At 61.6% G+C, this 25,993-nt stretch carries 27 protein-coding genes and 1 pseudogene; 14 read left to right on the plus strand and 14 right to left on the minus strand.

Going from position 1 to position 25,993, the window contains the following annotated elements:
- Window positions 1–118: 118 nt before the first annotated feature.
- On the plus strand, window positions 119–1,333 hold the full coding sequence (locus PSH59_RS17105; RefSeq protein ID WP_248082373.1) for an aldose 1-epimerase family protein: 1,215 nt from the start codon (window positions 119–121) through the stop codon (window positions 1,331–1,333).
- A 144-nt stretch (window positions 1,334–1,477) separates the two neighbouring features.
- Here PSH59_RS17105 and PSH59_RS17110 read toward each other — a convergent pair whose 3' ends face one another.
- Window positions 1,478–1,777: a hypothetical protein gene (locus PSH59_RS17110; protein ID WP_248082374.1), complete on the minus strand. Its 300-nt coding sequence runs from the start codon at window positions 1,775–1,777 to the stop codon at window positions 1,478–1,480.
- Between the two features lie 140 nt (window positions 1,778–1,917).
- On the opposite strand from PSH59_RS17110, the gene PSH59_RS17115 reads away from it, so the two are divergent.
- From PSH59_RS17115 to PSH59_RS17160, 10 genes are all read left to right on the plus strand, one after another.
- The gene (locus tag PSH59_RS17115) at window positions 1,918–2,340 is read left to right on the plus strand and encodes a hypothetical protein (RefSeq protein ID WP_305393276.1); all 423 of its coding nucleotides are present in this window, start codon (window positions 1,918–1,920) and stop codon (window positions 2,338–2,340) included.
- A gap of 257 nt (window positions 2,341–2,597) precedes the next feature.
- Complete coding sequence (locus PSH59_RS17120; RefSeq protein ID WP_248082378.1) at window positions 2,598–2,888, plus strand: hypothetical protein; 291 nt, start codon at window positions 2,598–2,600, stop codon at window positions 2,886–2,888.
- A gap of 93 nt (window positions 2,889–2,981) precedes the next feature.
- The gene (locus PSH59_RS17125; protein ID WP_248082380.1) at window positions 2,982–3,404 is read left to right on the plus strand and encodes a hypothetical protein; all 423 of its coding nucleotides are present in this window, start codon (window positions 2,982–2,984) and stop codon (window positions 3,402–3,404) included.
- 74 nt (window positions 3,405–3,478) lie between these two features.
- Window positions 3,479–4,186, plus strand: coding sequence for a hypothetical protein (locus PSH59_RS17130; protein WP_248082382.1), 708 nt, complete (start codon window positions 3,479–3,481; stop codon window positions 4,184–4,186).
- Window positions 4,187–4,310: 124 nt separating this feature from the next.
- Window positions 4,311–4,742 (plus strand): YeeE/YedE family protein, encoded by a 432-nt coding sequence (locus tag PSH59_RS17135; RefSeq protein WP_248082384.1) that lies wholly within the window; start codon window positions 4,311–4,313, stop codon window positions 4,740–4,742.
- A 2-nt stretch (window positions 4,743–4,744) separates the two neighbouring features.
- Complete coding sequence (locus PSH59_RS17140) at window positions 4,745–5,164, plus strand: YeeE/YedE family protein (RefSeq protein WP_248082386.1); 420 nt, start codon at window positions 4,745–4,747, stop codon at window positions 5,162–5,164.
- A gap of 116 nt (window positions 5,165–5,280) precedes the next feature.
- Window positions 5,281–5,634, plus strand: coding sequence for a hypothetical protein (locus tag PSH59_RS17145; protein ID WP_305393277.1), 354 nt, complete (start codon window positions 5,281–5,283; stop codon window positions 5,632–5,634).
- Between the two features lie 61 nt (window positions 5,635–5,695).
- Window positions 5,696–6,946: a hypothetical protein gene (locus PSH59_RS17150; RefSeq protein ID WP_305393278.1), complete on the plus strand. Its 1,251-nt coding sequence runs from the start codon at window positions 5,696–5,698 to the stop codon at window positions 6,944–6,946.
- A gap of 22 nt (window positions 6,947–6,968) precedes the next feature.
- On the plus strand, window positions 6,969–7,427 hold the full coding sequence (locus PSH59_RS17155; RefSeq protein ID WP_305393279.1) for a VOC family protein: 459 nt from the start codon (window positions 6,969–6,971) through the stop codon (window positions 7,425–7,427).
- A 60-nt stretch (window positions 7,428–7,487) separates the two neighbouring features.
- Window positions 7,488–8,114: a glutathione S-transferase family protein gene (locus PSH59_RS17160; RefSeq protein ID WP_248082399.1), complete on the plus strand. Its 627-nt coding sequence runs from the start codon at window positions 7,488–7,490 to the stop codon at window positions 8,112–8,114.
- Window positions 8,115–8,156: 42 nt separating this feature from the next.
- Here PSH59_RS17160 and PSH59_RS17165 read toward each other — a convergent pair whose 3' ends face one another.
- From PSH59_RS17165 to PSH59_RS17190, 6 genes and pseudogenes are all read right to left on the minus strand, one after another.
- On the minus strand, window positions 8,157–9,896 hold the full coding sequence (locus PSH59_RS17165) for an OPT family oligopeptide transporter (protein ID WP_305393280.1): 1,740 nt from the start codon (window positions 9,894–9,896) through the stop codon (window positions 8,157–8,159).
- 418 nt (window positions 9,897–10,314) lie between these two features.
- Window positions 10,315–10,780: pseudogene (locus tag PSH59_RS17170) on the minus strand (transposase).
- 212 nt (window positions 10,781–10,992) lie between these two features.
- Entirely contained in the window at window positions 10,993–13,050 is a 2,058-nt protein-coding gene (locus PSH59_RS17175) for a methyl-accepting chemotaxis protein (protein ID WP_305393281.1), read from the minus strand.
- Window positions 13,051–13,371: 321 nt separating this feature from the next.
- The gene (locus tag PSH59_RS17180; protein ID WP_305393282.1) at window positions 13,372–13,662 is read right to left on the minus strand and encodes a DUF3144 domain-containing protein; all 291 of its coding nucleotides are present in this window, start codon (window positions 13,660–13,662) and stop codon (window positions 13,372–13,374) included.
- 39 nt (window positions 13,663–13,701) lie between these two features.
- Window positions 13,702–14,394 (minus strand): tRNA (adenine(22)-N(1))-methyltransferase TrmK, encoded by a 693-nt coding sequence (locus tag PSH59_RS17185; protein ID WP_305393283.1) that lies wholly within the window; start codon window positions 14,392–14,394, stop codon window positions 13,702–13,704.
- Window positions 14,395–14,407: 13 nt separating this feature from the next.
- On the minus strand, window positions 14,408–15,118 hold the full coding sequence (locus tag PSH59_RS17190) for a FadR/GntR family transcriptional regulator (RefSeq protein ID WP_248082411.1): 711 nt from the start codon (window positions 15,116–15,118) through the stop codon (window positions 14,408–14,410).
- A 347-nt stretch (window positions 15,119–15,465) separates the two neighbouring features.
- Here PSH59_RS17190 and PSH59_RS17195 point away from each other — a divergent pair, with 347 nt between their 5' ends.
- Window positions 15,466–16,830 carry an MFS transporter gene (locus PSH59_RS17195; protein ID WP_305393284.1) on the plus strand — a complete coding sequence of 455 codons (1,365 nt, stop codon included), beginning with the start codon at window positions 15,466–15,468 and terminating at the stop codon, window positions 16,828–16,830.
- Between the two features lie 19 nt (window positions 16,831–16,849).
- A complete protein-coding gene (gene gudD, locus PSH59_RS17200; RefSeq protein WP_248082415.1) occupies window positions 16,850–18,175 on the plus strand; it encodes a glucarate dehydratase in 1,326 nt (441 codons plus the stop codon).
- 85 nt (window positions 18,176–18,260) lie between these two features.
- Here the strand turns inward: gudD and argE are convergent, their stop codons facing one another.
- From argE to PSH59_RS17235, 7 genes are all read right to left on the minus strand, one after another.
- A complete protein-coding gene (gene argE / locus PSH59_RS17205) occupies window positions 18,261–19,412 on the minus strand; it encodes an acetylornithine deacetylase (protein ID WP_305393285.1) in 1,152 nt (383 codons plus the stop codon).
- A complete protein-coding gene (locus PSH59_RS17210; protein WP_305393286.1) occupies window positions 19,409–20,086 on the minus strand; it encodes a DUF1028 domain-containing protein in 678 nt (225 codons plus the stop codon). The genes argE and PSH59_RS17210 overlap by 4 nt, the downstream gene beginning before the upstream one ends.
- Before the next feature lie 10 nt (window positions 20,087–20,096).
- Window positions 20,097–20,828, minus strand: a complete 732-nt coding sequence (locus tag PSH59_RS17215) for a class II aldolase and adducin N-terminal domain-containing protein (protein WP_305393287.1) — start codon at window positions 20,826–20,828, stop codon at window positions 20,097–20,099.
- 54 nt (window positions 20,829–20,882) lie between these two features.
- A complete protein-coding gene (locus tag PSH59_RS17220; RefSeq protein ID WP_370694384.1) occupies window positions 20,883–21,713 on the minus strand; it encodes an ABC transporter substrate-binding protein in 831 nt (276 codons plus the stop codon).
- A gap of 28 nt (window positions 21,714–21,741) precedes the next feature.
- Window positions 21,742–22,614: a phytanoyl-CoA dioxygenase family protein gene (locus PSH59_RS17225; protein WP_305393289.1), complete on the minus strand. Its 873-nt coding sequence runs from the start codon at window positions 22,612–22,614 to the stop codon at window positions 21,742–21,744.
- A gap of 27 nt (window positions 22,615–22,641) precedes the next feature.
- Window positions 22,642–24,159, minus strand: a complete 1,518-nt coding sequence (locus PSH59_RS17230; protein ID WP_248082424.1) for an amino acid ABC transporter permease/ATP-binding protein — start codon at window positions 24,157–24,159, stop codon at window positions 22,642–22,644.
- A gap of 221 nt (window positions 24,160–24,380) precedes the next feature.
- Window positions 24,381–25,355, minus strand: coding sequence for a LysR family transcriptional regulator (locus PSH59_RS17235; RefSeq protein ID WP_305393290.1), 975 nt, complete (start codon window positions 25,353–25,355; stop codon window positions 24,381–24,383).
- A gap of 183 nt (window positions 25,356–25,538) precedes the next feature.
- Between PSH59_RS17235 and PSH59_RS17240 the strand changes: the two genes are divergently transcribed.
- A complete protein-coding gene (locus PSH59_RS17240) occupies window positions 25,539–25,961 on the plus strand; it encodes a RidA family protein (RefSeq protein WP_305393291.1) in 423 nt (140 codons plus the stop codon).
- Window positions 25,962–25,993: the final 32 nt, after the last annotated feature.

Below are 25,993 nucleotides of genomic sequence, written 5' to 3' on the forward strand. Positions count from 1 at the left end.
GAGCTCAGAGCCAATCCTTATCGTCGATTTGGCAGATGCCAGGGAATCCGATTTTAAGCTTGCTGAAACGTTTCATCAGGTTTATAAAAATGGCACAACTCCAAGAAAGGCTGCTGCCATGACCCCGCTCAAACTCTTTGTTGCCCTCAGCGCACTGTCCGCTGCCTCCCACGCCATGGCCTGGGATTACGTTTTGCTCGACACCGACAAAGCCGCCCGGAACTGGCAGATCACCAGCCAGCAACTCGGCCTGAAAACCGCCAAACCCTTCAGCGTAACCCTGCGTACCTTGCACGGCGGTCGGCAGGAAGGCGTCAGCATCGTCGACATCGATAACGGCACGATGAAACTCTCGGTCGTACCGACTCGCGGGATGAACGTCTTGCAGGCCTCGGTCGGCAACGTGCGCATGGGCTGGGATTCCCCGGTCAAGGAAGTGGTCAACCCGGCCTTCATCGAACTCAATGGCCGCGGTGGTCTGGGCTGGTTGGAAGGGTTCAATGAGCTGGTCACCCGTTGCGGATACGAATGGGTCGGCCACCCCGGCGTCGACAACGGCGAACTGCTGACCCTGCACGGCCGGGCCGCCAACATTCCTGCGAACAAAGTCACCCTGCATATCGATGAAAAACCACCGTACGCCATCACCCTGCGCGGCGAACTGAAAGAGCAGGCGTTCAAGAAGGTCGACTTCTCGGTCGCGACCGAACTGGTCACCGAACCCGGCAGCGTCGTGTTCGCCCTCAACGACACCCTGACCAACAACGGCGACTATCCGAAGGAATACCAGGCGCTGTATCACAGCAATTTCAGCACCCCGTTCCTGGAGCAAGGCGCTCGTTTCGCCGCGCCGGTGAAACAGGTGTCGCCGTTCAACGACAAGGCCAAGGGCGATCTGCCCGACTGGCAAACCTACCGCGCGCCGACCAAGGACTACGACGAAACGGTCTACAACGTGGTGCCGTATGCCGATGCCAAGGGCGATACGTTGACCGTGTTGCATAACAAGGCCGGCAGCCTGGGCGTTGCGGTCGGCTTCAATACCCAGACACTGCCTGTGTTTTCCCTGTGGAAAAACACCGATACCCAAGGCCAGGGCTATGTCACAGGTCTGGAGCCGGGCACAAGTTTTTCCTACAACCGCCGTTATCAGCGGCCACTGAACCTGGTACCGACCATTGGGCCCAAGGAACACAAACAGTTCCACATCAGCTACAGCTTGTTGGCGGATAAGGCGGCGGTGGATAAGGCCTTGAAGCAGGTGAGCGAGATTCAGGATGGGCGCGAGACTGAGGTGCGGCAGACGCCGTTGGTTGATCTGACCAAGGAGTGACACCGAGTCGCAGCGCGAACACTACGCCCACGCTAATGTCGCCCGTGCACTCGGCATCACTCAACTGGATAACGCGACCCTTCTTACCGAGGAGTCGCGGCACGCCCCGTTGGCAACTACACCTTTATCGTGGCTGCAAAGCGACTATCGATGAGTGTCAGCCTCCTGCGCCGGATAAAACTCGCCCTCCTTGCCGATTACTTTCAACCGCTCACGCACGATCAGCTCAACGTTGGCCACTGCAGCCTGATCGCCTGGGTCCACCCACGGCAAGCAAAGACGTCGAACATTTTGATCATGGGTACCCTCGCTGAGCATCTCGTGGGTGAACACCTGTTCACCACGCCACAGGCATAGCTGGGTGTGCGTTGCGCCGAGCCATATCTCGTTGATTGATCCAAGGTCAGTGGTCGGCAGTTGATCCACGGTGATCGTTTTATCCATTGCGCTGTACCTTACGGGTGAGCAGATAACGGTAGACGCACAGGCACAGCGAGTTGTTCCTTGCGTCGGCGGTTCAACCGCGCTGATGGTGATGAATCACGCCCTGGATCAAACTCAGATAATCAAACGCGGAGTCCACCATGAAAAACTGGATAGCCCCTACGAAAATCAATGCCCTGTTGGAGCCTGGCGTTCAATCGTTTGACGGCATGAAAGCTAGGCAGGCCCTCATAGCGTACTGCGACAGGTATCAGAAGATTTACCCCTTTGAAATCCTGGAAGCCCCACTTGAGTTTCTAACGAACAACGTCAGTCCAGAGAGTAAACAGAGCGAAATGCGAGCATTGCTCAGGCTGGCTGCCGAAGAATACTGCATCAGGTTAAACGAGATTGCCGAAGCGCTTCTTGAGGTGATAGACACGCGAGCCGTTACTGCAAGCCAGGCCAAGAAAATCATCAACCATGTTTTCGAAGCTTTTTCCTGTAATGAAAGCCCCGAAGAATTCATCCCGAGAGAAGATGCCCATTTATGCCAACAACTTTTTGGCATTACTGCTAAATAGCCAGCACTGCACCGAGGACAGATCAGAGCCAAACCGGTAAGGTGCGCTCCATTGCATCACCCGCCAGGAGGGCGGTTGGGGGGAACGTTATCGGGCGATATGGAATGCGCGGCGGGTGGACAGGCCGCTTTGAAGTCGGGGCTGATGACAAAACCGTCATCCATGCCAAACAATTCTGCGTCGCGCCAAGATAGCCAGTTGCCACCACCCTGATTCCCTGTAACGATGCCGGCACCCCATTCAACGGAAGAATAGCTATGCGGTATGCAAAATCGAAGATGGACACCTACAACGCTCACGGGTCGTGGCTGGACCAACCGTGCGTCGTCTTCTGTGAAGGCGCTGAAATTACAGTTGAGTATGAAGATGAAGGCCACCAGCAGTACCGCGGCTTAGATAAAGGCGAGGGCCATTACGAACTGTCTTCACGCTCGTTCGCAGACGGCCGTGCGACGCTGCACCGGTTCGAAGGTGGCTTGATTCTCGAAGGCAGTTATCGCGAGCAAGGCAACAGTGGCATGTGGAGAATCCGCTTGCTGGAAGAATGACAGCTGGCCGATATCGAGGCGGACCAGGGTGATCAAATGGGTCGCGTGGTCCGTACGAAAGACTGTTAATACCGAATAGCAAGGAGCTACCCCATGCGATCCATCACTCAAGTCGACAGCACACTTTGGGCACTTATCAGTCGGCTCAAAGACGTTGATTTGCAGACACCGCACACGGCAAAAAATAAATGGTTTCGCATTGACTCCATCAATGAAAACGCCGCGATCATCACGCCTCGCGGTGGCGCACACCCCATCACCCTGCGACGAGCGGCGTTCCAACAGACGCTGGACTACTTACACCAGCACCGCCACGTCGGTGAAAGCCGTGCGATCACCATTCAGTCCAATAAGACACCAACTGATGCAGGCCCGCTTTGCCAGGCGGCACGTCGACAGCCCAACGGTAAGATGGGTGACCGCACGATTACTTACATTCTGCCTATTCTGGAGCGCTGCAACGCCGTGGGTATCAACCATTTGATAACACCGACGTCGACGTGGCTTATCGCTTAAAAAAATTCAAGCAGCGGACCCGTCGATACCGGCGGCCCCCTCTTCATATCAATCGCAGTTACCCGGTCGTAGCCATGCCACTCAACACGCGTGACTTGATACTAAGCGCCCTAAAAGCACTGGAAATCAGTGATCTGGCGGCCCGTCCCTTCGACTGCGCGTTTGAACTCCTGGCTGCACCGCCCAGCACCAAACGCTTGATAATGATCGGCTTCAACGGCTCCCTGGCCGACGCTCTGCACACCAACGCCGAAGCGGTACGCACAGGTTACGAACAGCCCGCATTTTCGAACGTGGCTCACGGTGTGGAGGGCGGATGGGGTTCGAGGACATTAGCGCGACGCTTGACTCGACTGCCCACTGAGCTGGGCTTTGACTGGCGCTCGACCATCTATACCAACGCGTTACTCCTGTGCTCCAGCGATGCGGCGTCGATAGGCAACGTTGCGCGACAATCCTCAGTGAACCACTTGGAAGCACTTACGCATAAATCGATGGATTTTTTCGAGCAGGTGACTATGCGCCTCTCTGAACCCGAACTCATCATTGCCTACAGCAACGGCTTAGGCGCGCCATCAGCGGCAAAGATTCTTTGGGAGAACTTCGGACACGGGGACCCACTCGACCACGTGGACAGGTCCTCCTATCGAGCGACCTACGGCTTTACCGCGACCATTGGCGATCGTAAGGTTCCAGTGGTCGGTATTCGACACCTGTCCAGATTTCAGCCGAGTATGGACGCCATCACGCAGGCATGGGAGCGTCAGAAAGCGCGCCAATAGAGCAGGAGGCGGGTCGACATCGATAGTGTTGCGCCGACCCGCGAGCAAACGGCTGTTGCACCGTACTGTTTTACCTTCCGCATTATCGATACGCTTAGCCCCTCAAACGCCCAGGCCCCCCACCATGACCCTCTCCCCCCACTTCACCCCCTGGACCGCCCTGCTCGGCGGTGCCCTGATCGGCTTGTCCGCCGGCCTGTTCATCTTGCTCAACGGCCGGATCGCCGGGATCAGCGGGCTGTTGGGCAGTTTGCTGGCCAGGCAAGGCGATGGGCGCGGCGAGAAGCTGTTATTTATCGTGGGGCTGCTGGTATCGCCCTGGATCTGGTCGCTGGTGGCGACGTTGCCTGAGTCAAGGTTTCAGGCCGGTGGCGTTGCGCTGGTGCTGGCGGGGTTGTTGGTGGGGCTGGGGACGCGCTACGGCGCCGGCTGTACCAGCGGGCATGGGATCTGTGGGCTGTCGCGGCTGTCGGTGCGTTCGCTGGTGGCGGTGTGTTGCTTCATGGGCAGCGGGTTCGCCGGTGTGTATGCCATTCGCCATCTGCTGGGAGCCTGAACATGCGCAAGTTCACCGCGTTGCTGGCCGGGTTGATCTTCGGCCTCGGGCTTTACCTCAGCGGCATGACAGACCCGACAAAAGTGCTCGGGTTTCTCGACCTGGCCGGCGACTGGGACCCTTCGCTGGCCCTGGTCATGCTGGGTGGGCTGCTGGTGAGCAGCGTGTTTTTCTTCTTCGCCAGACGGCGCGACAGCTCATTGCTCGGCGCGCCGATGCAGATGCCCACTCAGCGTCACATCGACCGTCGACTGGTGCTGGGCAGCCTGGTGTTCGGCATGGGCTGGGCGATTGCCGGACTCTGCCCTGGGCCGGCCCTGGCGTTGTTGCTCACGGGTCGCTGGCAGGCGGCGCTGTTCACGCTGGCGATGGTGGTGGGAATGCTGCTGTTTCAGGCGCTTGAATCGCGCAAACGGCGTTGAAGGCGTAGGCACTGAAACACGCCCGCGACCGCGACTCGAAATTTGTGTTTTCAGGATAAACACGGCCTGGTGATACCCGACGCCCGTCTAAAAACCGCTACCTTCCGGAGCCTCGCATGCCCTTGACCCCACGTGAAAGCACCCGCTTCGAACGGCGCCTGGTCGCCACCCTGACCGACGCCTGTGAAACCGCCAAGGCCGAAATCCCCGGCTTCGTGTGGTTGACCCACACCGTCGACTACGCGGCGTTCCCCGGTAGCCTGCGGGTGATTTGGGTGTTCGACACCCGCGCCAATAAAGACCAGGCCGTCGCAAGCGGTGCCGACCAGCGCATGCGCGAGCTGACCGCCGCCGCCTTGGACCAGGCCGACGTGGCGCACGTGCAGGTGGACCGCTGCGTGCGCCTGGACACTGAAGAAGACTGCCAGCGCCAGCACGGCGGCGATTGGCGCGTGCGCCTGCAACGCTAGTGGCCGCCGCCCAATCTCTGGATAATGCCCACCTTCGCCTCCGATACGGAAATCCCGCTCAATGAAGCTGCCCGCGTCCGCCCTGCTCCTCTCTTGCGCCCTCTGCCTGCCGGCTATCGCCCATGCCGACGATGCCGCGCTGACCGACACGCTCAAGGCCTTCACGCGCTGCGACGCCAGCTTCTTCAGCAGCCTGAACACCCACCGCGCGGCGTGGCAGGCCTATGCACCGCTCAAGCAGGACAAGGACTTCAGCTGGATTGCTGTAGTAAACCGGGGCGATCACAAGGCCAACCAAGTGCCGGTCAGTGCACCGCCCATCGCCGGATTGAAGCTGTTGGCGTATGCCGATGAGGCTACCGACCTGGATCAGTTGGGCCGCTATTACTACTGGGGCTTTGTGGTGCAAGGCGGTGTCGACGAGGTTGCCCGGCGTCTTGCCCTGCTGTTGGACCAACCCGCGCGGCTGCAAAAAATCGATGGCAGCTATATCCGCAGTGAACTCAAGGTCGACGACCGCTGGCAGGCGATCAAACCCCAACCCGGCAAGGCACCGGGTACGCGCAATGTTGAGCGTGTGCTGATCGTAGAGCCGGACGGCGAGCAGACCCGCGTCAGCTGTTCGGTACAGGGTGGCGTCGATGCCGCGCTGCTGGCCTGGCTGCGCCCGGACATCGCGCCGGTGGACTACCCGCGCACCGTGGTAGAAACCAGCATCAACGATGTCGAGATACCAGCAGGTGTGCTGCAGCAACTGACCTCGCCGCTGTTGCAACCGAAGTTCAAGACATTGAGCTACACCTACCGCTCCAAAAAAGCCGACAACAGCAAAGACAGCCTGACCTCCGTCACCTTCACCGCAGACGGTGGCCTGTTGAAGAAAAACGAGGTCTACGCCAACACCTTCAACGTCGACCGCGTGGTGCAGGCCGACCTGATTCAGTTGAAGTCCAAGATGAATGGCATCGGCGACGGGCGAGTCCTGCAAACCCGCGCGGTGGAGTTGAACGTGCCGAGCAGCTGGACGCAGGGCCAAACCCTGAGCGCCACCCTGCAGATGATCAACGTCCCCGCCCAGCCTACCGACCAACCGAGCGCCACCGTATTGACCTGCAAGGTCGGCGAACGCTTCCCGGCACGGCAGGTATTTGCCTCGCTGAGCGGAGATGCCATCAAGCTGGAATGCGACCAGGGCGACTACAAGACCTCACGCGCGTTTATCGAGGACTTGGGGATTGCCCTGACGCTGGAATCGACCTCGAGCGAGTTCCACTACGTGAATGAATACACGGCACTGGACGTGGTGCGTTGAACGGCGCGCAGGGAGACATGCGATGGACCTGAAATTCAGCCACGTCGATGTACTGGTCAACGACCTTGAAGAGGCCTGCGCCTACTACGCAATGGCCCTCAAGGCGCGCATTTCCAAGACGTTCGTGTGGGACCGCGGCGGCCTGCACGTGCGCTATGCGGTGGCGCTGATGGGCCAGGAGCGGTTCATGCTGGTCCACCCCATCGCGGGCAACCTGCGCACGCTGTTGGACACCCACGGCGAAGGCATGATTTACCGTCACTGCTATTCCACGCCGGACATCGAGTTGGCGTATGACCAATTGATCGCATCAGGCGTGCAGCCCGAGGACGAAAACGGTCAACCGTTGGCCCGCGAGAACCTGCAAACGCCGTCCGGCGCGCGCATTATCTGGCTGCCCAAGCGCTTCGGGCATTTCTCCATCGAGATTCTGGAGGAGCATGGCCTGAACGCCTTTATGCAGGAGGCCTTTGCCGATTAACGGCACTCTGCACCCCACTGGCAGTCTGTTCCTACACATCTCGTCAACCGCGGAGCTCCCATGATCATTGTTCACCACCTCAACAACTCACGCTCGCAACGCATTCTGTGGCTGCTCGAAGAACTCGGCCTGCCGTATGAGATCAAGCGCTACCAGCGCGACCCTAAAACCAACCTCGCCCCGCCTGAACTCAAGGCCATCAATGCCCTGGGCAAATCGCCGGTGATCGAAGACGAGGGCCGCGTGGTGATCGAGTCCGGCGCCATCGTCGACTACCTGATTCGCCGTCATGGAGGCGACAGGCTGCAACCGAACCCCGCCAGCGCCGAGTACGACCAGTACGTGCAATGGCTGCACTTCGCCGAAGGCTCGGCCATGTTGCCGCTGATGCTCAACCTCTACGTCGGCCGTTTGGGTGAGGCCGGGGCGCCGCTGCATCCGCGTATCGAATCGGAAGTGGCCAACTACCTGGGCTACCTGAACGATGCGCTGGCGCACACGCCCTACCTGCTGGGCGAAGCGTTGAGCGGTGCGGACATCCAGATGAGCTTTATCGGCGAAATCGCCAAGGCCCAGGGCAAGTTGCAGGCCTACCCCCACCTGGCGGCGTGGGTGCAACGGTTCCAGGCGCGGCCGGCATACCACAAGGCGCTGGAACAGGGCGGCGAGTATGCGTTTGCCCGGTAACTGACACACCGGTGAGGGGCTGGGATGCCAGCCCCTCACCGGCTATGGCCAAACCATCTGCCACAACGACGCCCCTACCCCCGTAATACTCTCCCCGGCAATCAAGCCCGCCGCTGCGGTGATCGCAAAGCGCTCGGTCAGGCTCGGCCAACGGCAGCTCACCAGCCACGTCAACACCGCGCCAGACGCCATCATCAACGACACAGACGCCGGTAACACAAAGGCCAGCCCCAGCGCGGCGGCACTCGGCAGGTAGCGCCCACGATGCGCCGGCAGCAGGCTGTCGAGCACGCCGAGCAATACGCCTGCCGCGCCCGCAATTGCAATCGCCCAACGAATGCTCGTCGATAAAGAGTCCAGCCCGTGGGTGAGGGTTTGCGCCACGGCTTTCCAGGTGGCCACCGCCGGCGCCGGCCACTCTTCGGTGAGCAACATCGACTGCGGATCGGGGATCAGCGCCAGGTAGGCGAACACGCCGACGATGCTGCCGATGAAAATCCCCAGGATCTGCGCGATCACCTGCTTGTGCGGCGTGGCGCCAATCGCCTTGCCCACCTTGAAATCGTTCATCAGGTCCGTGCACTGACCGGCCGCGCCGCCGGCGGTGTTGGCGCTCATCAGGTTGATCGGCACCTGGCCGGGCGCGACGATGCCGAAGCTCAGTTGGGACAATTGCCCGATGGCGCCGATCGGCGGAATCCCGGTGGCGCCCACCACGCGCGCGGCAACGGCGGCCAGGCAGATCGCCAGGGGAATCGTCAGCAACGCCATCCACAGGTTGATGCCGAACAACAACGCTTGCAGGCTCACCACCAAACCGATCGCCAGCATAAAACCGGCGGCAGGCCCAGGCTTGGGCCACCCCCAGAGCGCACCGCCCGTGGCCTTGGTGGCGGTGCGCAAGGCCCACAATCGAATCGCCAACGAGGCCAGCGTGGAACACACCATCAGGCTCACACCCGGCCACAGCAGCCACTCCACCAACGCGGCAAATTGCGGGCCGCTGCTGCCCGCCGGCAACGTCACCAGGTGCTGTGCCAGCAGCCACGGCCCCAGTCCACCCCAGGCGAGCAACGCGCCGAGCAGCAGCGTGAGGCCCACCCGAATACCGATAATGCCGCCGAACCCCAGCAGCAACAGCGACGGATCGGCGGTAAAGGTCAGGCGCTCCAACGCGGCCGACGGCGACCAGCGCGGGAAGGCCCACATGAACGTGTCCACCCACTTCACCCCCCCGGACAGCAACGCGGCGCTGAGCAGCACCTTCAAGCGTGTCGCGGCTTCGCGGCCGTGGTTGTAGATGTGCAGCAGGGTTTCCAGCGTGGCCATGCCTTCGGGAAATTTCAGCGCCTTGTCATTGAGCAGTGAGGGGCGCAGGTACCAGGCGATCCAGATCCCCAGAAAGCTCACCGAGAACACCCAGGCGATCATCGGCAGCGCATCCAGCTGATTACCGGTCAACAGCGTGTAGGCCGGAATCGGCGCCACCAACCCGCCGGAGATAATCGACGCGGCGGCCGAAGCGACGGTCTGGTTGATATTGCTTTCATGCAACGTCCACGGCAGTTGCGCGGACGAACGCCTGGCCAGGCCTTGCCAGATGGCGTACCCCACCAGCAAGGCAATGATCGACATGTTGAACGACCAACCGATCTTCAGTCCGGCGTACACGTTGGAAGGCGTGAGCAGAATCCCGAGCAGCGTGCCGGTGATGACGGCACGCAGGCTCAGTTCGCGTTCTACGGGGGCGTACTGGGGAATGGCTGGCGAGGCTGAAAGCATGCGGATTCCTTTCGGCGTGAAACAGGGCGACCTAACAAGTGAGCCCTGTGGGGGCCGAAGGTTCCTGATTCAGGTTTGTTCCAGTCAGCATGCTTTGTTGTGAAAAGGCCTGTTGTGGTGAGCGGGCTTGCCCCGCGCCGGGCTGCGCAGCAGCCCTAAAACCAACACCGCGGTTCGCCTGGACGAATGCAGTACGCTTGATGGGGCCGCTTCGCAGCCCAGCGCGGGGCAAGCCCGCTCACCACAGCGGTTTCACTGAACATCACCGCGAGCTGCGGGCAAGCAACCGGGTCGATCTGACACCATGAGGTCACTGCGATACCTATGCTGAGCGAGCATGTTGCAGTGAGCGGGCTCACTGCAATAAATCACTCACCCACGGAGCGTTCAGTCGCGATGAACAGCGGGCGAGCCCCGTTCAGAGCCACGCAGCATCCCACAATGCGTAATCCCCCACGCGCTGCACCAAACCCGCCCGCAGCGGGTTGGCAATGATGTAACGGGCCATATTGCGACTGTCCTCCTCCGCTCGCACCGCCCTATCGTGATAACCAGGTTGCCAGACACGCGTGGTGCTTCGAAGGTGCCGATTGATGGTGAGCGTGCTGTGGGACTTTGTACGTCGTACGACGTACGACGTCGGCCAAACTCTGCTGCTTGAGCTCGAACAACCAGTGAATATGATCGGGCATGATGACCCAAGCCAGGGAATCAATCAGCCCCAGCTCATGAACCTGACGGAACTCAGCGACCAGCAGACGGCCGAGGTACAGGTCAGTGAACAGCCGCTGCCGCTGGTGAACCACCAGGGTGATGAGATAACTGCGGCCGATTTCCGAATAGCGACCGCGACGCAGTCGATGGGATTGAGGCGGGGTGCGCATGTCGTTGCTCTGCGTAAATAGTCTGGAGAGCATTGACGCTAGCTGGCCGCCAGAGAGGCGCCCGTGTCATGTGGTGACCGAATATATCCAGACTCCAACGTCAGCCCCCTTTGGTGAACTGAACTGTTGTTGTGAGCGGGCTTGCCGCTCACCACAGAGATCGAGGCGGTCACCCAATGCCTTATCAACCCGACGGTGAGTTAAGCCGTTCCTCAGCCCAGACGAAACCGTGCGGTGTTGTCACTCAACGCCCGGCTGCCCTTGCTCAGGGTGTCCGCCGCTCGATTCACCGCCCGCGCGCCCTCCAGCAAACGCCCTGCCGCCTGGTCGACCTGCTGGATATTGCCGCTCACTTCATCGGCCGTCGCGGCTTGTTCTTCCACCGCCGTGGCGATTTGCGCCAGGGTGTCGGTGACGTTCTGCACCGCCCCGGCAATCTCGCCCAAACGCGTGCCCAACCCGGTGACGGACTCGGCGTCGGTCAAGGCCTGCTCGCACGCGACGCCCATCAGGGTGACTGCCTGGCTGACCGTTGCACGCAGGCTGTCGACGGTGCTGGCGATCTGCGCCGTGGAGGCCTGGGTGCGTTGTGACAGGCTGCGCACTTCATCGGCCACCACCGCAAAGCCACGCCCCTGCTCACCGGCGCGCGCCGCTTCGATGGCGGCGTTAAGCGCCAGCAAGTTGGTCTGTTCCGCGATGCCGCGAATGGTGTCGACCACCGATTGAATCTGCTGGCCCTGCTGACTCACTTGCTGCAACGCATCGGCGGTGTCGGTGAGGCGTTGGTTGAGTTGCTGGATGCTGGCCGTGGTGCGTTGGCTGTCGCGGCTGCTGTCTTCAGCGATGCGCCGTGTTTGCTGGGCACTGCCGGACGCCTGTTCGCAGCTTCGAGCAACGCCCATGGAAGTCGCGGCCAACTGGGTGGCGGCGGCGGCGATCTGGCTGATCTGGTGTTGCTGGTCTTCCACTTCGCTGAGGGTGCTGCCCGATTGAGAATTGAGGGTGAGCACGGCTGAACCCAACTGCTGGGTCTCATGGTTGACGCCCAGCAGGCTGGTGCGCAATTGCACCACCGCCACGTTCAGCGCCTTACTGATCACCGCGAGTTCGTCACGCCCTTGCACCTCCACCTCCACACACAGGTTGCCGTCGCGCAGGGACTCGGCCAGCGTCGTGATGCCACCGGCGCTGCGGCGGATGGAGGCTTCCAGGCACATAAACAGGTACAGCGCAGCCAGCGCCAGCAGGCTGAAGGTCGCCGCCACGGGGATGAACTGTTGGAGCAAGCGATCGTGGTAATAACTCAGGCGATCGTTCAACGAGTTCAACGACTGGTTGCGCAGCGCGCTCAGGCCGCCGAGCATGGCGTCGACACTGCGGTCGAACGCGGCGGTGTCGAGCTTGATCGTGCCGCCGAACACACCGTCGTCGAGCACTTTGAGTTCGTTATCCAGCACCTGCAGGCCACTGTCGTACTTTGCAGTCCAGGGCTCCATGCCTGCGTATGGCTTGGCTTTGAGCGAAGCGGCGGCTTTGATCAACTGGTCACGCGCATCGCCGATGCGGCCACGCAGGTCACGCAATTGCAAACGGCTTTGCAGGGTGAACTGCCCCGAGGCAATGGACGACTGCCCGACACTGGCCATGCGGCCGATGCGCTCGATCAGGTCGGACGTCTGTTGCGTGGAGATCTGCATCATCAGATAGGTTTCCAGCCACGGGTCGAGGATCAGCCCGGTGTCCAGGGCGATCTGCTCGCGCAACGCCTGCGCGGCACTGAGCGCCGAGGTGAAGCGGTCGTACCCGTCCGGCCACCAGCCCACGGTGCGCAGCGACTGGGTGTCCATCCCTTTGACCGCCGCTTGCAGGCTTTGGAAGCGCGACAGGATCTCCGCGCTGGCCTGTTGCGCCTTGAGCGTCTCGCTCAGGGCCTGCAGGCTTTGCTCGATCTGCGGGTAATTGGCGTCCACCGCACTCATCGCGGCCTTGGCCGCCGGGGTGGGCTCGCGCAGCAGGTCGACCGCTTTCCAGCGCGCCGCCAGGTTGCGCTGTACGCTCAGTTGAACGTCCAGCGTATCGAGCGCCAGCAACTGGCGCACGCCGGATTGTTCGCTGGCGATCACGTTCAATTTCTCGCGATAGTCCTGGCCGATCATCCACAGGCTGCCGGCCAGCGGCAACATGAAGAGGAAGAACAGGATCTGAAATTTACGTGCGAATCCGAAACGTCCGAGCAGGCGGATACCGGGTGTTAACAAGCTGTGCATGTCCGACTACTCCCTCAAACAACCCACTCGATTAAACAGCGGGCCAAGCCTTGAAATGACTAACGGCAAAATGCCATGTCATTGATTAGGCTGGCTCTAGCAAGATACGGGCCGCTGGCCCAGGGCCCCGAAACAGGGCGGGCGGCACGGTAATGGAGCCAGTTGTGTGCGCGAAAATGGGGCAAAAGCACTCAAGGGCGGCCGATAAGCTGTAACCGCCGCAGACGCTTGCCCAACACGCATTTCAAAAGGCTCTCAATCACAGCCATCTATCGGCCGCGAACCGAACAAACTTGAAGGGCTGATCAAAAACACCCGCGCCTATTTGACCTGCATGTACTGAGCAAAATGATTGATGTGATCGTCCAGGTTGTCTTCCAGCATCATCCGGTACTGATCGCAGCAATACTTGAGCATCGCTTCGCGCTCTGCGGCCATGTGCTCGCCGGACTTGAAGTTGCGCGCCAGGGCCCAGGCGTTGAAGCGGGTGGTGCCGAACATCATTGAGGCGCTGACCTGGCCGAGGTTGTCGAAGGTTTTAAGTTGTTCGTTCGACAGTTCGATGTGCGCATCGGCGCGGTCGTAGAACGCTTGGTCGGTGGCGTCTGCCATGGCGGGGCTCCAGAGTGATGATGGTTGAATGAACGGGTATCAAGCCAGCAGCGCGGTGATCCAGCGAATCTGCCGAATGATCGCTTGCCGCTTGGCGTCGGGCACCGTCTGCGCCTGCGCGAAACCGGCCAGGGTCTTTTGTCGCAGGCGCAATGCCCGCTGCCACTTGGCCAAAAATGCCGGGCTGCGGGCCTGCATCAGGAGCGGGCCGAAGTAGAGTTGCTCGGCGCTGTACAACACCGGTTCAGCGCGCTCGGCGACGATGATTTCATAGAAAAACCGGTTCTCGCGCAGCAGCTCTTCGCTGACGATGCGGTAACCGTTGTTCATCAACCAGACGCGCAGCGGTTGCTCGCCGCCGTTGGGTTGCAGGATCAGGCGTTCAACCCCGTTCAGGCAGGCCTTGCCGGCGTCAAGGATGTCGCGGATCGTCTCGCCGCCCATGCCGCACAGGCTGATCGCGGTAATCCGGTCTGCCGGTGCGATGGCCGCCAAGCCATTGGCCAGGCGCACCGTGATCTGCTGTTCCAGGCCGTTGTCACGCACGGTGCGCTCGGCCGCCTGGAACGGCGTGGTCGCCACCTCCCCCGCCACCGCCGCCTCGATCGCGCCGCGGCGCAGCAGCGCCACCGGCAGGTAGGCATGGTCCGAGCCGATATCGGCCAGCCGCGCGCCATGGGGCACGTGCGCTGCCACGCGCTCAAGGCGCGTGGACAAGGAGTGTTCGTTCAACCTGTGGTCCTTATCATTCCCCGGAAAACCGATCCCGGCTGTTGGTCAGATGCAACACCATGGCGGCCCGAGCCGCGTCCGGGTCCTGGCGCTTGATCGCGTTGAAGATCGCCTCATGTTCGCGGCTCGCCAACTGCCCGAGCTGGGCAAAATCGGCGCCACCGCGCTCGTCACTCTTGACCTGGGCACGTGGAATCATCGCATTGCCCAAGTGCTGCATGATTTCGCTGAAGAATGTATTGCCGGTGGCTTCGGCGATCAACTGATGAAAGCGCTTGTCCTCCTCCACACAACTGTCGTTGTTGACCAGGGACGCCTGGTAGTCGTCCAGCGCCTGGCGCATGTGGGCCAGTTGCACGTCGGTGCGGCGCAGCGCGGCCAGCGCCACCGCTTGCACCTCCAGGCCAAGGCGCAACTCAAGCATGTTGCGCACGCTGGCGACCGTGTCGACATGCAGGCGCAAGCCTTGCCGGGCCTGTTGCGCCAATACAAAGGTGCCGATGCCGTGACGCGTCTCCACCAGTCCCGATGCCTGCAACTTGGACAGCGCCTCACGCACCACCGTCCGGCTTACGCCGTGCTCCAGCACGATGGTGGATTCCGAGGGCAGTTTCTCACCGGGCTTGAGTTGACCCAGCAGGATGCGCTGGGTCAAGGCGTCGACCACGCCTTGGGCCAGGTTGTTGGAACGTCTACGCACAGGAGGCGAGCTTTCAATGGGCATTGCTACAGGTCCACGGGACTGGGCTGGCGGGGAGCTTAACACCCTGCGCAAGGGCAACGCAGGGTGGATTGCGCAAACCTTTAACTTGTATGACAACCAATCTTTATCGACCTTTTTTGGCGAGCCTCACAGGGCTCAGCTTGCGGCACCTACTGTGACTTCAATGGCCCAACAACATCCAAAAAACCCAGTAAATAAAGGCAAATAACCGAATCATCCAGCTACTCCCCAGCCTTATAAAAATAAAAACCGCCTGTCCTGGATTGCGAACCCAAGAAAAGCACTTGTATGATGTCTATCAACAAGACGCACAAACCCGCATAAAAATAATCAAGGGGAGTTTTTCAATGGTGAGCCCTACACGCCATGCACCTGCCGCTTCAAGCAGTGATCCGGTCCTTGCGCGCGCCGTGCGCAAAGTGAAGAGCCATGTGCTTCCACTGTTCGTGATCATGTTCATCCTCAACTACATCGACCGGGTCAATATCGGCTTTGTGCGCACGCACATGGAACATGACCTGGGCATCGGCGCCGCGGCCTACGGCTTTGGCGCCGGGTTGTTCTTCATCGGGTATGCCCTGTTCGAAGTGCCCTCCAACATGCTGCTGCAAAAGGTCGGCGCGCGGATCTGGCTGACCCGCATCATGTTCACCTGGGGCATCGTCGCCACGCTGATGGCCTTCATCCAGAACGAAACCCACTTCTACATCCTGCGTTTTCTGCTGGGCGTAGCCGAAGCCGGCTTCTTTCCGGGAGTGATCTACTACTTCACGCGCTGGTTGCCTGGCGTGGAGCGCGGCAAAGCCATCGCGATCTTCCTCAGTGGTTCGGCAGTCGCCTCGTTGATCTCGGGCCCGCTGTCAGGGGCGCTGTTGCAGATCGAAGGCTTTGGTTTTCACGGCTGGCAATGGATGTTCGCCATCGAAGGCCTGGCCTCGGTGGTGATCGGCTTTTTTGTATGGTTCTGGCTCGACTCCAAACCCCACGATGCCAAATGGATGACCCGCGAAGAACAGGACGCCCTCGTCGGCGCTATCGACGAGGAACAACGCCAGCGTGAGGCACTGACCAGCGTCAAACCAACGATCGGCAAGCTGCTCAAGGACCGTCAGATCCTGCTGTTTTGCGCGCTGTACTTCTGTATCCAACTGACCATTTACGCGGCGACGTTCTGGCTGCCGAGCATCATCAAGAAAATGGGTGACTTGAGTGATGTGCAGGTGGGTTTCTTCAACTCGATACCCTGGTTGATCTCGATCATCGCCATGTACGCCTTCGCATCGCTGTCGGGCAAGTTCAAGTTCCAACAGGCCTGGGTGGCGGTGGCGCTGTTGATTGCGGCGGCAGGCATGTTCATGTCCACCACCGGCGGACCAGTCTTTGCCTTTGTGGCGATCTGCTTTGCGGCCATCGGGTTCAAGTCGGCGTCGTCACTGTTCTGGCCGATCCCCCAGGGCTACCTGGATGTACGCATCGCAGCGGCGGTGATCGCGCTGATCAACTCCATCGGCAACCTGGGCGGCTTCGTCGCGCCGACCACCTTTGGCTTTTTGGAGCAGACCACCGGGTCGATCCAGGGCGGCCTCTACGGCCTGGCCGGCACCTCGGTGCTGGCGGCGATCCTGGTGTTCTTCGCCAAGACCGCACCCTCTGCCGCACTCGCATCGCCAGACGTGACGCCCAACGGCGCCGCCCTCAGCAAACCACTTTGAGCCTACCCAGGAATTTGCCATGAATACTCCAGTCATCACCCACTTGCAGGTCATCCCCGTCGCCGGCCACGACAGCATGCTGCTTAACCTCAGCGGCGCCCACGGGCCGTATTTCACGCGCAATATCGTCATCCTCAAGGACAGCTGCGGCAACACCGGCGTCGGTGAAGTGCCCGGCGGCGAACGCATCCGCGAAACCCTGGAAGACGCGCGCAGCCTGGTGATCGGCCAACCCATCGGCCAGTACCAGCGCATCCTCAACCAAATGCGCAGCACCTTTGCCGCGCGTGACTCGGCCGGCCGTGGCCTGCAAACTTTTGACCTGCGCATCACCATCCATGCCGTCACCGCCATGGAAGCCGCCCTGCTCGACCTGCTGGGGCAGTTTCTCGACGTCCCGGTGGCCGCCCTGCTCGGCGAAGGCCAGCAGCGTGATGCGGTGAAAATGCTCGGTTACCTGTTCTACGTGGGCGACCGCAACGCCACCGACCTGGCCTACCGCAACGAAGCGGACGCCGATGACGACTGGTTCCGCCTGCGCCATGAAACAGCCCTCACCCCGGAGGCCGTGGTGCGCCTGGCCGAAGCCGCCAAAGCTCGCTACGGCTTCAACGACTTCAAGCTCAAGGGTGGCGTCCTGAGCGGCGACGCGGAAATCGAAGCGGTCACCGCCCTGGCCGAACGCTTCCCCGACGCGCGTATCACCCTCGACCCGAACGGCGCATGGTCACTCAAGGAAGCCATCCGCCTGTGCCGCGACCAGCACCACGTGCTCGCTTATGCCGAAGACCCGTGCGGGGCCGAAAACGGCTACTCGGGCCGCGAAGTCATGGCCGAATTCCGCCGCGCCACGGGCCTAAAGACCGCCACCAACATGATCGCCACCGACTGGCGCGAGATGGGCCACGCGATCCAGTTGCAGTCGGTGGACATCCCACTGGCCGACCCGCATTTCTGGACCATGCAAGGCTCGGTGCGCGTGGCGCAGATGTGCCACGAGTGGGGCCTGACCTGGGGTTCGCATTCCAACAACCACTTCGATATTTCCCTGGCCATGTTCACCCAGGTGGCCGCCGCCGCACCGGGCGATATCACCGCCATCGACACCCATTGGATCTGGCAGGACGGCCAGCGCCTGACCCGCGAGCCCTTGACCATCGAAGGCGGCTACGTAAAAGTCCCGGCCAAACCGGGCCTGGGGGTGGACATCGACATGGAGGCCGTGGCCAAGGCCCATGAGCTGTACAAAGGCATGGGCCTCGGCGCGCGGGATGACAGCGTGGCGATGCAATTCCTGATACCGGGGTGGCGCTTCAACAACAAACAGCCTTGCCTGGTGCGCTGAGTCCTCAAGGCAACATGGGGCAATGTGGCAGGGGCTGGCCCCCTCCCACAGGGTTCTCGGTGATTTCAGCGTTTACGGTGCTGGGTTATTGGCTCACAAACGCGAGCACCCGCTGCAGCATTTGGTCGCATGCCTGCAACTGCTCAACATCGATGAATTCATCCGGCTTATGCCCCTGCGCCATGCTTCCCGGCCCACACACCACCGTGGGGATACCGGCCCGATCAAACAAGCCACCTTCGGTGCCGAACGCCACGGTGCCGTAATTCGTTGAGCCACAGAACTGCGCCACCCACTCGGCCGCCTGGCTTTGGGCGGATGTCGCCAACCCCGGATAACTGGACAACTCGCTGAGGCTGATCGCGGCGTGGGCACTCACCGCCTGCATTGCCGGCAGCAGGCAGTGTTCGGCGTAATGGCGCAGCGCGTCGGCGACCTGCCACGGATTTTGGGCCGGCAGCGCGCGCACTTCAAAATCGAAACTGCAGTGCTGCGGGACGATGTTCAGCGCCTTGCCGCCGTTGATCACACCGGTCTGTACCGTGGAAAACGGCGGATCGAACCGGGGATCAAGCTTCTCGGGGACCTTGAGCGTTTCACCGAGGCGCACCAGTTCGCTGATCAACTGCGCGGCGTATTCAATGGCATTCACACCGGACGGGGCATACGCCGAATGGCAGGCCGCGCCGTGCACGTCGCAGCGCATGGCCAATTTGCCTTTGTGACCCAGCACCGGCTTGAGTTCGGTGGGCTCGCCGATCACGCACAGCAGCGGCTTGACCGGCTGCGCCTGAAACCGCTCGATCAACCCATGCACGCCAAGACAGCCCACTTCTTCGTCATAGGACAGTGCGATATGCACCGGCATGCGCAGCGGTGCCGCAATCAATGCCGGCACCAACGCCAATACGCAGGCGATGTACCCCTTCATATCGGCGGTGCCGCGCCCATACAGCTTGCCGGCCTTTTCCGTCAGCTCGAATGGCGGCACGCTCCAGCGCTGGCCGTCCACCGGTACTACGTCGGTATGCCCGGACAGCACAATGCCCGGCACGTCGGCCGGGCCGATGGTCGCCAGCAGGTTGGCCTTGTTCTTCTGTGCGTTGAACACCAACTCACAAGCCACGCCGTGGTCCTGCAGGTAGGTGCGCACAAAGTCGATCAAGGCCAGGTTCGATTCGCGGCTGGTGGTGTCGAAGCGCACCAGTTGCGCCAGCAGTTCACGGCTGCTGCTCATCGATCGTCCCCCGGCACCGCATAGCCGGGCGCGATGGGCGGGTTGAGGGCGCGCTCGATGTAGTCCTGCAATTGCGGGCGATAGGCCTGCCACAGCCGGTCGAGGGCGCCGATCGGGTCTTCATCGGCCCAGTCCACGCGCAGGTTGACGATGGGCCAGGACACCTCATCGACCACCAACAGCGCCGCCGAATGCACCGGCCCCGCCTCGCCGCCTTCGGCCACGCCACTGTGCAGCGCCGCCAGCAGGCGTTCGGCCACAGGCCCCGTGGCCTGCTCGAACGCGCGCACCATGGCCTCGATCACCCCGGCGTTGGCCAACATATTGCCCGCCGCCACGCACTGCTCGCCGCTGATTGCCGCATGCAGGCCCAAGGTGTGCGTGCCACTGAAATGCGCGGTGCGGCCCAGGTGATCGATCACGGTCACCTGGCGATAGTCACTGTGCGCCTGCCCTGCAAACACTACCGTCAGCGCTTCGTTCGGCGCCATGCCTTGCTCCAGCAAACCGAGGATGTCGGGCCCCAGGCTCGGCAGCGTGATGTTCTGCGAGGCCACCGCGCCCACACCGGGACGCAACCATGGGCACCGCGCGCCCACGGCAATACTCGACGAACTGATGGCGATGCCCAACTGGCCGGTTTCGGCGCAGCGGGCGACAACGGAAAAGGTCATTGAGCGCTCCTCAATCGACTACCGAGGGGTCGGCGTCGATCATCATTTGCTTCATTTCTTCAAAATGCCGGCGCGAGAAGTCGGCAATGCCTTCCCAGCCCCGCGCGGTTTTCTCCGCCACTTCATCGGACAAAACCCGCAGCGGCTGCCCGGTGGACCACGCGGTGACGAGGATCTGGCACGCGCGCTCCAGGGTCCAGATATCGTCGAAGGCTTCACCGATGGTCCCGGCGGTGACCATCACCCCGTGGTTGCCCATCAGCAGGCGGCTTTTACCGTTCAGCAAGCCGGCCAGGCGCGCGCCCTCAGCCTCGGTGTCGGCCATGCCGCCGTAGAGTTCGTCCACCGCCACACGGTTGAAATAACGGGCGCTGTTCTGGTCGATCGGTGGGATATGCGGCGTGGCCAGGCACGCCACCGCCGTGGTGTACACCGGGTGCAAATGCAGCACCGCACGGGTCTGCGGCAACAGGCGGTGGATCTGCCCGTGGATCGACCAGGCGGTGGCATCCACGTTGGGGTGATCAGCAGCGGCCGGATCGTCGGTGTTCAACAGCAGCAGGTCACTGGCGCGGATGCGCGAAAAATGCTTCCACTTAGGGTTGAGCAAAAACTGTTTGCCATCGGCCGACACGGCCGCGCTGAAATGGTTGGCCACCGCTTCGTGCATGCCCAGGTGGGCGATGATACGAAAGGTCGCCGCCAGGTCGATGCGCGTCTGTTCTTCGAGGGATAACGCCATGACGCTTACTCCGCTGGGCGCGGCCGCAGCGGGCTGCGGCGCACGCCATTAAGATTACTGGGGCATCAGCGCCGCGATGTCGGCATCGGTGGGTGCCTGGAAGTTGTACTTCTTGAGCAAGGCCGCGTATTCCGGGGTGGCGCGGTATTTCTCAAGGCCCTCGAGCAAGGCCTGCTTGACCGTGTCGTTGCCCTTCTTTACGCCGAAGCCGTTGAGCACCGGGTAAATCAAGGTCTCGGAGGAAATCACCACGCGATTGCCGAGTTTGTCGACCACGCCACGGGCCACAGCGGCGTCGGTGATCTGCGCTTCCACGGCATGGGCCAGCAGGGCCTGGGTGGTTTGCGGGTCGGTGCTGTATTCACTGATCTGGATCGGCTTCAAGCCCTTGGCCACGCAGTATTCGGCCGACAGTTTGTTCATCTGCGCCAGCCACGAGGTGGCGCCCATGGAGCCGATCTTATGGCCGCAGAACGCTTCCGGCGTCTTGGGCTGAAAAGCACTGTCCTTGAGGGTCAGGATCGACTCGCCGCTCTTGAGGTAGGGGATCATGTCGATGACCTTGACCCGCTCGGCAGTGATGTACATCGACGAGTTGGTCACATCGAAACGCCCGGCCTGCAGGCCGGTGATCAGGTTGGGAAAGCGGGTGTCGAGGGTCTCGACCTTGCGCCCCATGACCTTGCCCAGGCCGTCCATGAACTCGATGTCGAAGCCGGCGGGTTTGTTGTTGTCCATGTACTCGTAGGGGAAGAAGGTCACATCGGAACCGGCGATGATCTTGCCGTCCTGCTGAAACGCCGACGCCGCCAACGAGGTCACTGCAACCGCAGCGCCCAGCAGGCACACGGCAAAGGGGCGAACACTGTTACGAAAGGCTGTCATGGTCATTACCCGCAAGGTTGTAGGGAGGTTAGGCAGTGGCAGAGTCTTGTCCGGCCTGTTGCACGAAGAACGACGCGCCACGAGGCTTCTGTGGCAGACGCATATGGTTGGTGGTGCAGCGCACCAAGCCACTTTCTTCACCGGCCACCAGCAGGCCGGCGTGCGCACTGGGCAAGGGGTTTTCGCCGAATGGCAGCGCGTCTTCAGCGGCATACACGCTGATGAACAAGGTACGCGGCAGTTCGGTCTCGTTAGGGCTGGAGGCATGCAACAGACGGGTGTGCATGAAGCACACGGAACCGGCCGGGCCGTAGCAGGCCACCGGTTGCCGACAATGTTCGGCCACCACGGCGTCGTCCACCGAACCGGTGAAGCGCTGCTGCTGCCAGTGCGACCACAGCGGGCCTTTGTGGCTGCCGGGGATCACGTTCAGCGGGCCGTTCTGCGGGGTCACTTCGCTGACCATCAACAAGGCGGTGACGATGTCGTCGTTGCTGTGGGGCGTGAACAGAAAGTCCTGGTGCCACTTCACTTGGGTGGCGGTGTGCGGCAGTTTCGAGTTGATCTTGCTGTGGTGAAAGCGCGTGCCGGCGGCGCCGATCAACTGCGCGGAAATCGCCGCCATGCGCGAATGCAAGGCCACGCGCTCATACGCCGGGGAAATCTCGGTGGGCGAACTCACCCGGCGCAGCGACGGGTGATCGGCGCGGTGGTCGCCTTCGAGGTCAAAGCGCGCGCGACCGTCCACGGTGGCGCCCCAGCCCTGGTCGTGGCGGCGGCTCTCTTCGACCCACTGGTCGAAGTCGTGTTGCAGCGCGGCCACTTCGTCCATCGAGAGCACCCCTGCTACCACCAGGAAGCCGTCACGCTGGAACTGTTCGATGTGTGCTTGTTCAATCATGTGGAGTTGTCCTGAACGTTAGAGAGATCACGCCAGCGAGACGTCCTTGAGGAACGCCTCCACGCGTGGGTTGTGCCCGCTGCGCAAGGCGCCTGGCGTGTCATCGCAGACCACGCGCCCCTTCTCCATGAACACGATGCGATCGGAGACCTTGAACGCGAAGTTCATCTCGTGGGTGACGATCACCATGGTGATGCCCTCCTCGGCCAGGGCCTCGATCACTTGCAGCACTTCGTTGACTTTTTCGGGGTCGAGCGCCGAGGTCGGCTCGTCGAACAACATGATTTGCGGGCGCATCATCAAGGCCCGGGCGATGGCCACACGTTGCTGTTGACCGCCGGACAACTGGTGCGGGTACTTCCAGGCGTGATCGAGCATGCCGACCTTGTGCAGCAGCGCGTAGGCCTGTTGCTTGAGCTCATCGGTACGGCCCAGGCGGTGGTATTTCGGCGCCATCAGCAGGTTGTCGAGCACGCTCAAATGCGGGAACAGGTTGAAGCTCTGGAACACCATCCCGATGTTCAGGCGGTGCTCGGCGTGCTCGATGTACTGGGGCTTCTGCGCACCGACTTTGCTCAGGCGAATGAACGGCAGGCCGTTGATATGAATCTCGCCGTTATCCAACTGCTCCAGGCCGTTGAGCAGGCGGATCAGCGTAGTCTTGCCCGAGCCAGACGGGCCGATCACCGACACCACCTCACCCGGCTGCACCTGCAGGTTGACCGAGCCGAGCACCTCGATGTCGTTGTACGCCTTGTGCAACCGCGAGGCTTGCAGCGCCGCCGCGCCGTTACTTTCCGGGCGTTGCAGGACCGTGCGTTGTTGAGTCGCCAGGGCGAGCACCTGGGCGTCGGGCACGCGGGACACGTTACGCGTGTTCACATCGAGAAAGCGCTCCAGGCGTTTGAGCAAAAAATCGAACACGGTGACGATAAACACGTAGAAGAACGCCACCGCCGCCATGGTTTCGATCACTAAAAAGTTCTGCGAATACAGGCGCTGGCCAACCATCAGAATCTCGGTGAGGGAGATCACCGACACCAACGAGGTCAGCTTGACGATGGAGATGTATTCGTTGGCCAGCGCCGGCAATGCCACGCGCAGCGCCTGGGGGATCACCACGCGCCATTGGGTGCCGAAAAACCTCAGGCCCAACGCCCGCGCCGCCTCGCCCTGGCCTTTGGGAATCGAGAGCAGACCGCCGCGATGAATCTCGGCCACGTACGCCGTCTCGCAGATCACCAGCGCCAACAGGCCGGACCAGAACGGGTCGGCCAGCACCGCCGAGGTACCCGGCAACGCCTGGGGCAAGTTGTAGATAAAGATCAGCAGCACCAGCAGCGGCAAGCTGCGGAACAACCAGATGTACCCACGGGCCGGCACACTGAGCACGGCGTGTTTGGACTGTTTGGCCAGCGCCAGCAAAAAGCCCAGGCCGATGCTCAAGAGCCAGGTGAGGGTACTGAGCTTGATCACCGTCCACGTCGCACGCCAGAACTCGGCATCGTCCAGCAAACCAAACAGGTAATTCCAGTCGAATGTCATCGTCGCTGCGCCTTGCAGAAAAAGAAGTGGGTCTGCCTCGATGGAACGAGAGTCGTGGCGGCGGGGCCTTGGGGTCAATTCGTAAAAGCCGGGGCACTGGGTAGGCAGAACCTATGCAGGCCTGAGCGGGCCGAAACTCAGTGTGGGAAGGCGCTTACCCCTCCCACATTTGGTGCACGCTTGAAGTCGCCGCATTGCGCACGCCACTTATCAGTGCAGCCTCAGCTCACATCACTCAATACCCGCACCGCATGCGGGTCGAAAAAGCTCGGCGGCGCCATGCCGGGGATGTACTGGTCGGAGACAAACAGGCGGCAACGCTCGGCAAATGCTGACACCACCCGGGACAACTGGGTGTTGCTGGCCGTGGCGTACCCCAGTTTCATCGGCCGATGCGCACCCGCCAGGCGCAGGCGGATCACGCGTTTGCCATCCTGGGACATGTTCGATTTGGGCCGCGCATTGGCGAACGAGTAACCGATCCCGTTGCCCACCATGGCGCGCACGGTTTCCAGGTTGGTGGAGCGCATGATGATGTTCGGCGTGGTGCCTGCCTGGATAAACAGGCTGAGGAAATAGTCACGGCTCCAGGGCGTGTCAAGCAGCACCACCGGGTACGCCTCCAGGTCCTGCATGCTGACCGCCGGCAGACTCGCCAACGGGTGGTACTCGCCGACCATCACATAGGGTGGCAGGTGCGCCAGGGGCTGGAAGTCGATGTCCGGGCTGCTCACCAGGTCGTAGGTCAGGGCGATATCCAGCTCGCCGCTGCGCAGTTTTTCCAGCAGTTCTTCGTGATTGCCCTCAGCCTGGGTCAGGCGCACGCCGGGAAATGCGCGGCCGAAACCGAACACCAGCTCCGGGGTGATCATCGGCGCCAACGACTCAAGACACCCTACCCGCAACGGCCCGCGCACCGTATTCAAGGATTCCGAGGCGATGGTGTAGAGGTTGCTCATCTGCTCCAGGATCTGTTTGGCTTCCTGCATCACCAGGCGTCCCACCGCCGTCAGCGAAATGCCCTGGGCGTGATGGCGGACAAACAGCTGGATGCCCAGCTCGGCCTCCATATGGGTGATCGCCGCCGAGATCGACGGCGACGACACATGGATGCGCTCGGCCGCCGCACTGATGCTGCCCGCCTCGCCCGACGCCACGAAATACTCCAGTTGACGCTGAGTAATACGACTGAGCATCACACCTGCCCCTCAACAATGACTGTGCAAGCAGCTTTGCAGGGTTCGTGCCGGGTACCCGGCGAACCGATGGGGACTACGGGCTTCGGTTTTTCCTAAGCACTACCCCGCACAAATGCTGGTTTCGCCGCAACGGAGGCGGTGTGAAGCTGGCCCCATTCCGCTCACCACGAGTTGCCCGCCATGCCGACCCACACCCGCATCCGCATGTTCAACACCAAACAAACCTACCCCAACCAGGCGCTGGACAACGACCTGTGCCAGGCCGTGCGCGCCGGCAACACCATCTACGTGCGCGGCCAGATCGGCACCGATTTCGCCGGTAATCTGGTCGGCCTCGGCGACCCGCGGGCCCAGGCCGAACAAGCGATGAAAAACGTCAAGCAACTGCTTGAGGAAGCCGGCTCCGACCTGTCGCACATCGTCAAGACCACCACCTATTTGATCGACCCGCGCTACCGCGAGCCGGTGTACCAGGAAGTCGGCAAGTGGCTCAAGGGCGTGTTTCCGATCTCCACCGGGTTGGTGATCTCAGGCCTGGGCCAGCCGGAATGGCTGATGGAAATCGACGTGATCGCCGTGGTGCCGGACGACTGGAACGTATGAAAGCAGCCACCTGGTGCTGACCGTCGCCGAAT

It is taken from the genome of Pseudomonas sp. FP2309, from assembly GCF_030687575.1.
Classification (GTDB): Bacteria; Pseudomonadota; Gammaproteobacteria; order Pseudomonadales; family Pseudomonadaceae; genus Aquipseudomonas.

Excerpts from the sequence above, each read along its gene's own strand:
- PSH59_RS17105 (WP_248082373.1), top strand. The coding sequence starts at position 119 with ATGACCCCGCTCAAACTCTTTGTTGCCCTCAGCGCACTGTCCGCTGCC.
- PSH59_RS17110 (WP_248082374.1), bottom strand. The coding sequence starts at position 1,777 with ATGGATAAAACGATCACCGTGGATCAACTGCCGACCACTGACCTTGGA.
- PSH59_RS17115 (WP_305393276.1), top strand. The coding sequence starts at position 1,918 with ATGAAAAACTGGATAGCCCCTACGAAAATCAATGCCCTGTTGGAGCCT.
- PSH59_RS17120 (WP_248082378.1), top strand. The coding sequence starts at position 2,598 with ATGCGGTATGCAAAATCGAAGATGGACACCTACAACGCTCACGGGTCG.
- PSH59_RS17125 (WP_248082380.1), top strand. The coding sequence starts at position 2,982 with ATGCGATCCATCACTCAAGTCGACAGCACACTTTGGGCACTTATCAGT.
- PSH59_RS17130 (WP_248082382.1), top strand. The coding sequence starts at position 3,479 with ATGCCACTCAACACGCGTGACTTGATACTAAGCGCCCTAAAAGCACTG.
- PSH59_RS17135 (WP_248082384.1), top strand. The coding sequence starts at position 4,311 with ATGACCCTCTCCCCCCACTTCACCCCCTGGACCGCCCTGCTCGGCGGT.
- PSH59_RS17140 (WP_248082386.1), top strand. The coding sequence starts at position 4,745 with ATGCGCAAGTTCACCGCGTTGCTGGCCGGGTTGATCTTCGGCCTCGGG.
- PSH59_RS17145 (WP_305393277.1), top strand. The coding sequence starts at position 5,281 with ATGCCCTTGACCCCACGTGAAAGCACCCGCTTCGAACGGCGCCTGGTC.
- PSH59_RS17150 (WP_305393278.1), top strand. The coding sequence starts at position 5,696 with ATGAAGCTGCCCGCGTCCGCCCTGCTCCTCTCTTGCGCCCTCTGCCTG.
- PSH59_RS17155 (WP_305393279.1), top strand. The coding sequence starts at position 6,969 with ATGGACCTGAAATTCAGCCACGTCGATGTACTGGTCAACGACCTTGAA.
- PSH59_RS17160 (WP_248082399.1), top strand. The coding sequence starts at position 7,488 with ATGATCATTGTTCACCACCTCAACAACTCACGCTCGCAACGCATTCTG.
- PSH59_RS17165 (WP_305393280.1), bottom strand. The coding sequence starts at position 9,896 with ATGCTTTCAGCCTCGCCAGCCATTCCCCAGTACGCCCCCGTAGAACGC.
- PSH59_RS17175 (WP_305393281.1), bottom strand. The coding sequence starts at position 13,050 with ATGCACAGCTTGTTAACACCCGGTATCCGCCTGCTCGGACGTTTCGGA.
- PSH59_RS17180 (WP_305393282.1), bottom strand. The coding sequence starts at position 13,662 with ATGGCAGACGCCACCGACCAAGCGTTCTACGACCGCGCCGATGCGCAC.
- PSH59_RS17190 (WP_248082411.1), bottom strand. The coding sequence starts at position 15,118 with ATGCCCATTGAAAGCTCGCCTCCTGTGCGTAGACGTTCCAACAACCTG.
- PSH59_RS17195 (WP_305393284.1), top strand. The coding sequence starts at position 15,466 with ATGGTGAGCCCTACACGCCATGCACCTGCCGCTTCAAGCAGTGATCCG.
- gudD (WP_248082415.1), top strand. The coding sequence starts at position 16,850 with ATGAATACTCCAGTCATCACCCACTTGCAGGTCATCCCCGTCGCCGGC.
- argE (WP_305393285.1), bottom strand. The coding sequence starts at position 19,412 with ATGAGCAGCAGCCGTGAACTGCTGGCGCAACTGGTGCGCTTCGACACC.
- PSH59_RS17210 (WP_305393286.1), bottom strand. The coding sequence starts at position 20,086 with ATGACCTTTTCCGTTGTCGCCCGCTGCGCCGAAACCGGCCAGTTGGGC.
- PSH59_RS17215 (WP_305393287.1), bottom strand. The coding sequence starts at position 20,828 with ATGGCGTTATCCCTCGAAGAACAGACGCGCATCGACCTGGCGGCGACC.
- PSH59_RS17220 (WP_370694384.1), bottom strand. The coding sequence starts at position 21,713 with ATGACAGCCTTTCGTAACAGTGTTCGCCCCTTTGCCGTGTGCCTGCTG.
- PSH59_RS17225 (WP_305393289.1), bottom strand. The coding sequence starts at position 22,614 with ATGATTGAACAAGCACACATCGAACAGTTCCAGCGTGACGGCTTCCTG.
- PSH59_RS17230 (WP_248082424.1), bottom strand. The coding sequence starts at position 24,159 with ATGACATTCGACTGGAATTACCTGTTTGGTTTGCTGGACGATGCCGAG.
- PSH59_RS17235 (WP_305393290.1), bottom strand. The coding sequence starts at position 25,355 with ATGCTCAGTCGTATTACTCAGCGTCAACTGGAGTATTTCGTGGCGTCG.
- PSH59_RS17240 (WP_305393291.1), top strand. The coding sequence starts at position 25,539 with ATGCCGACCCACACCCGCATCCGCATGTTCAACACCAAACAAACCTAC.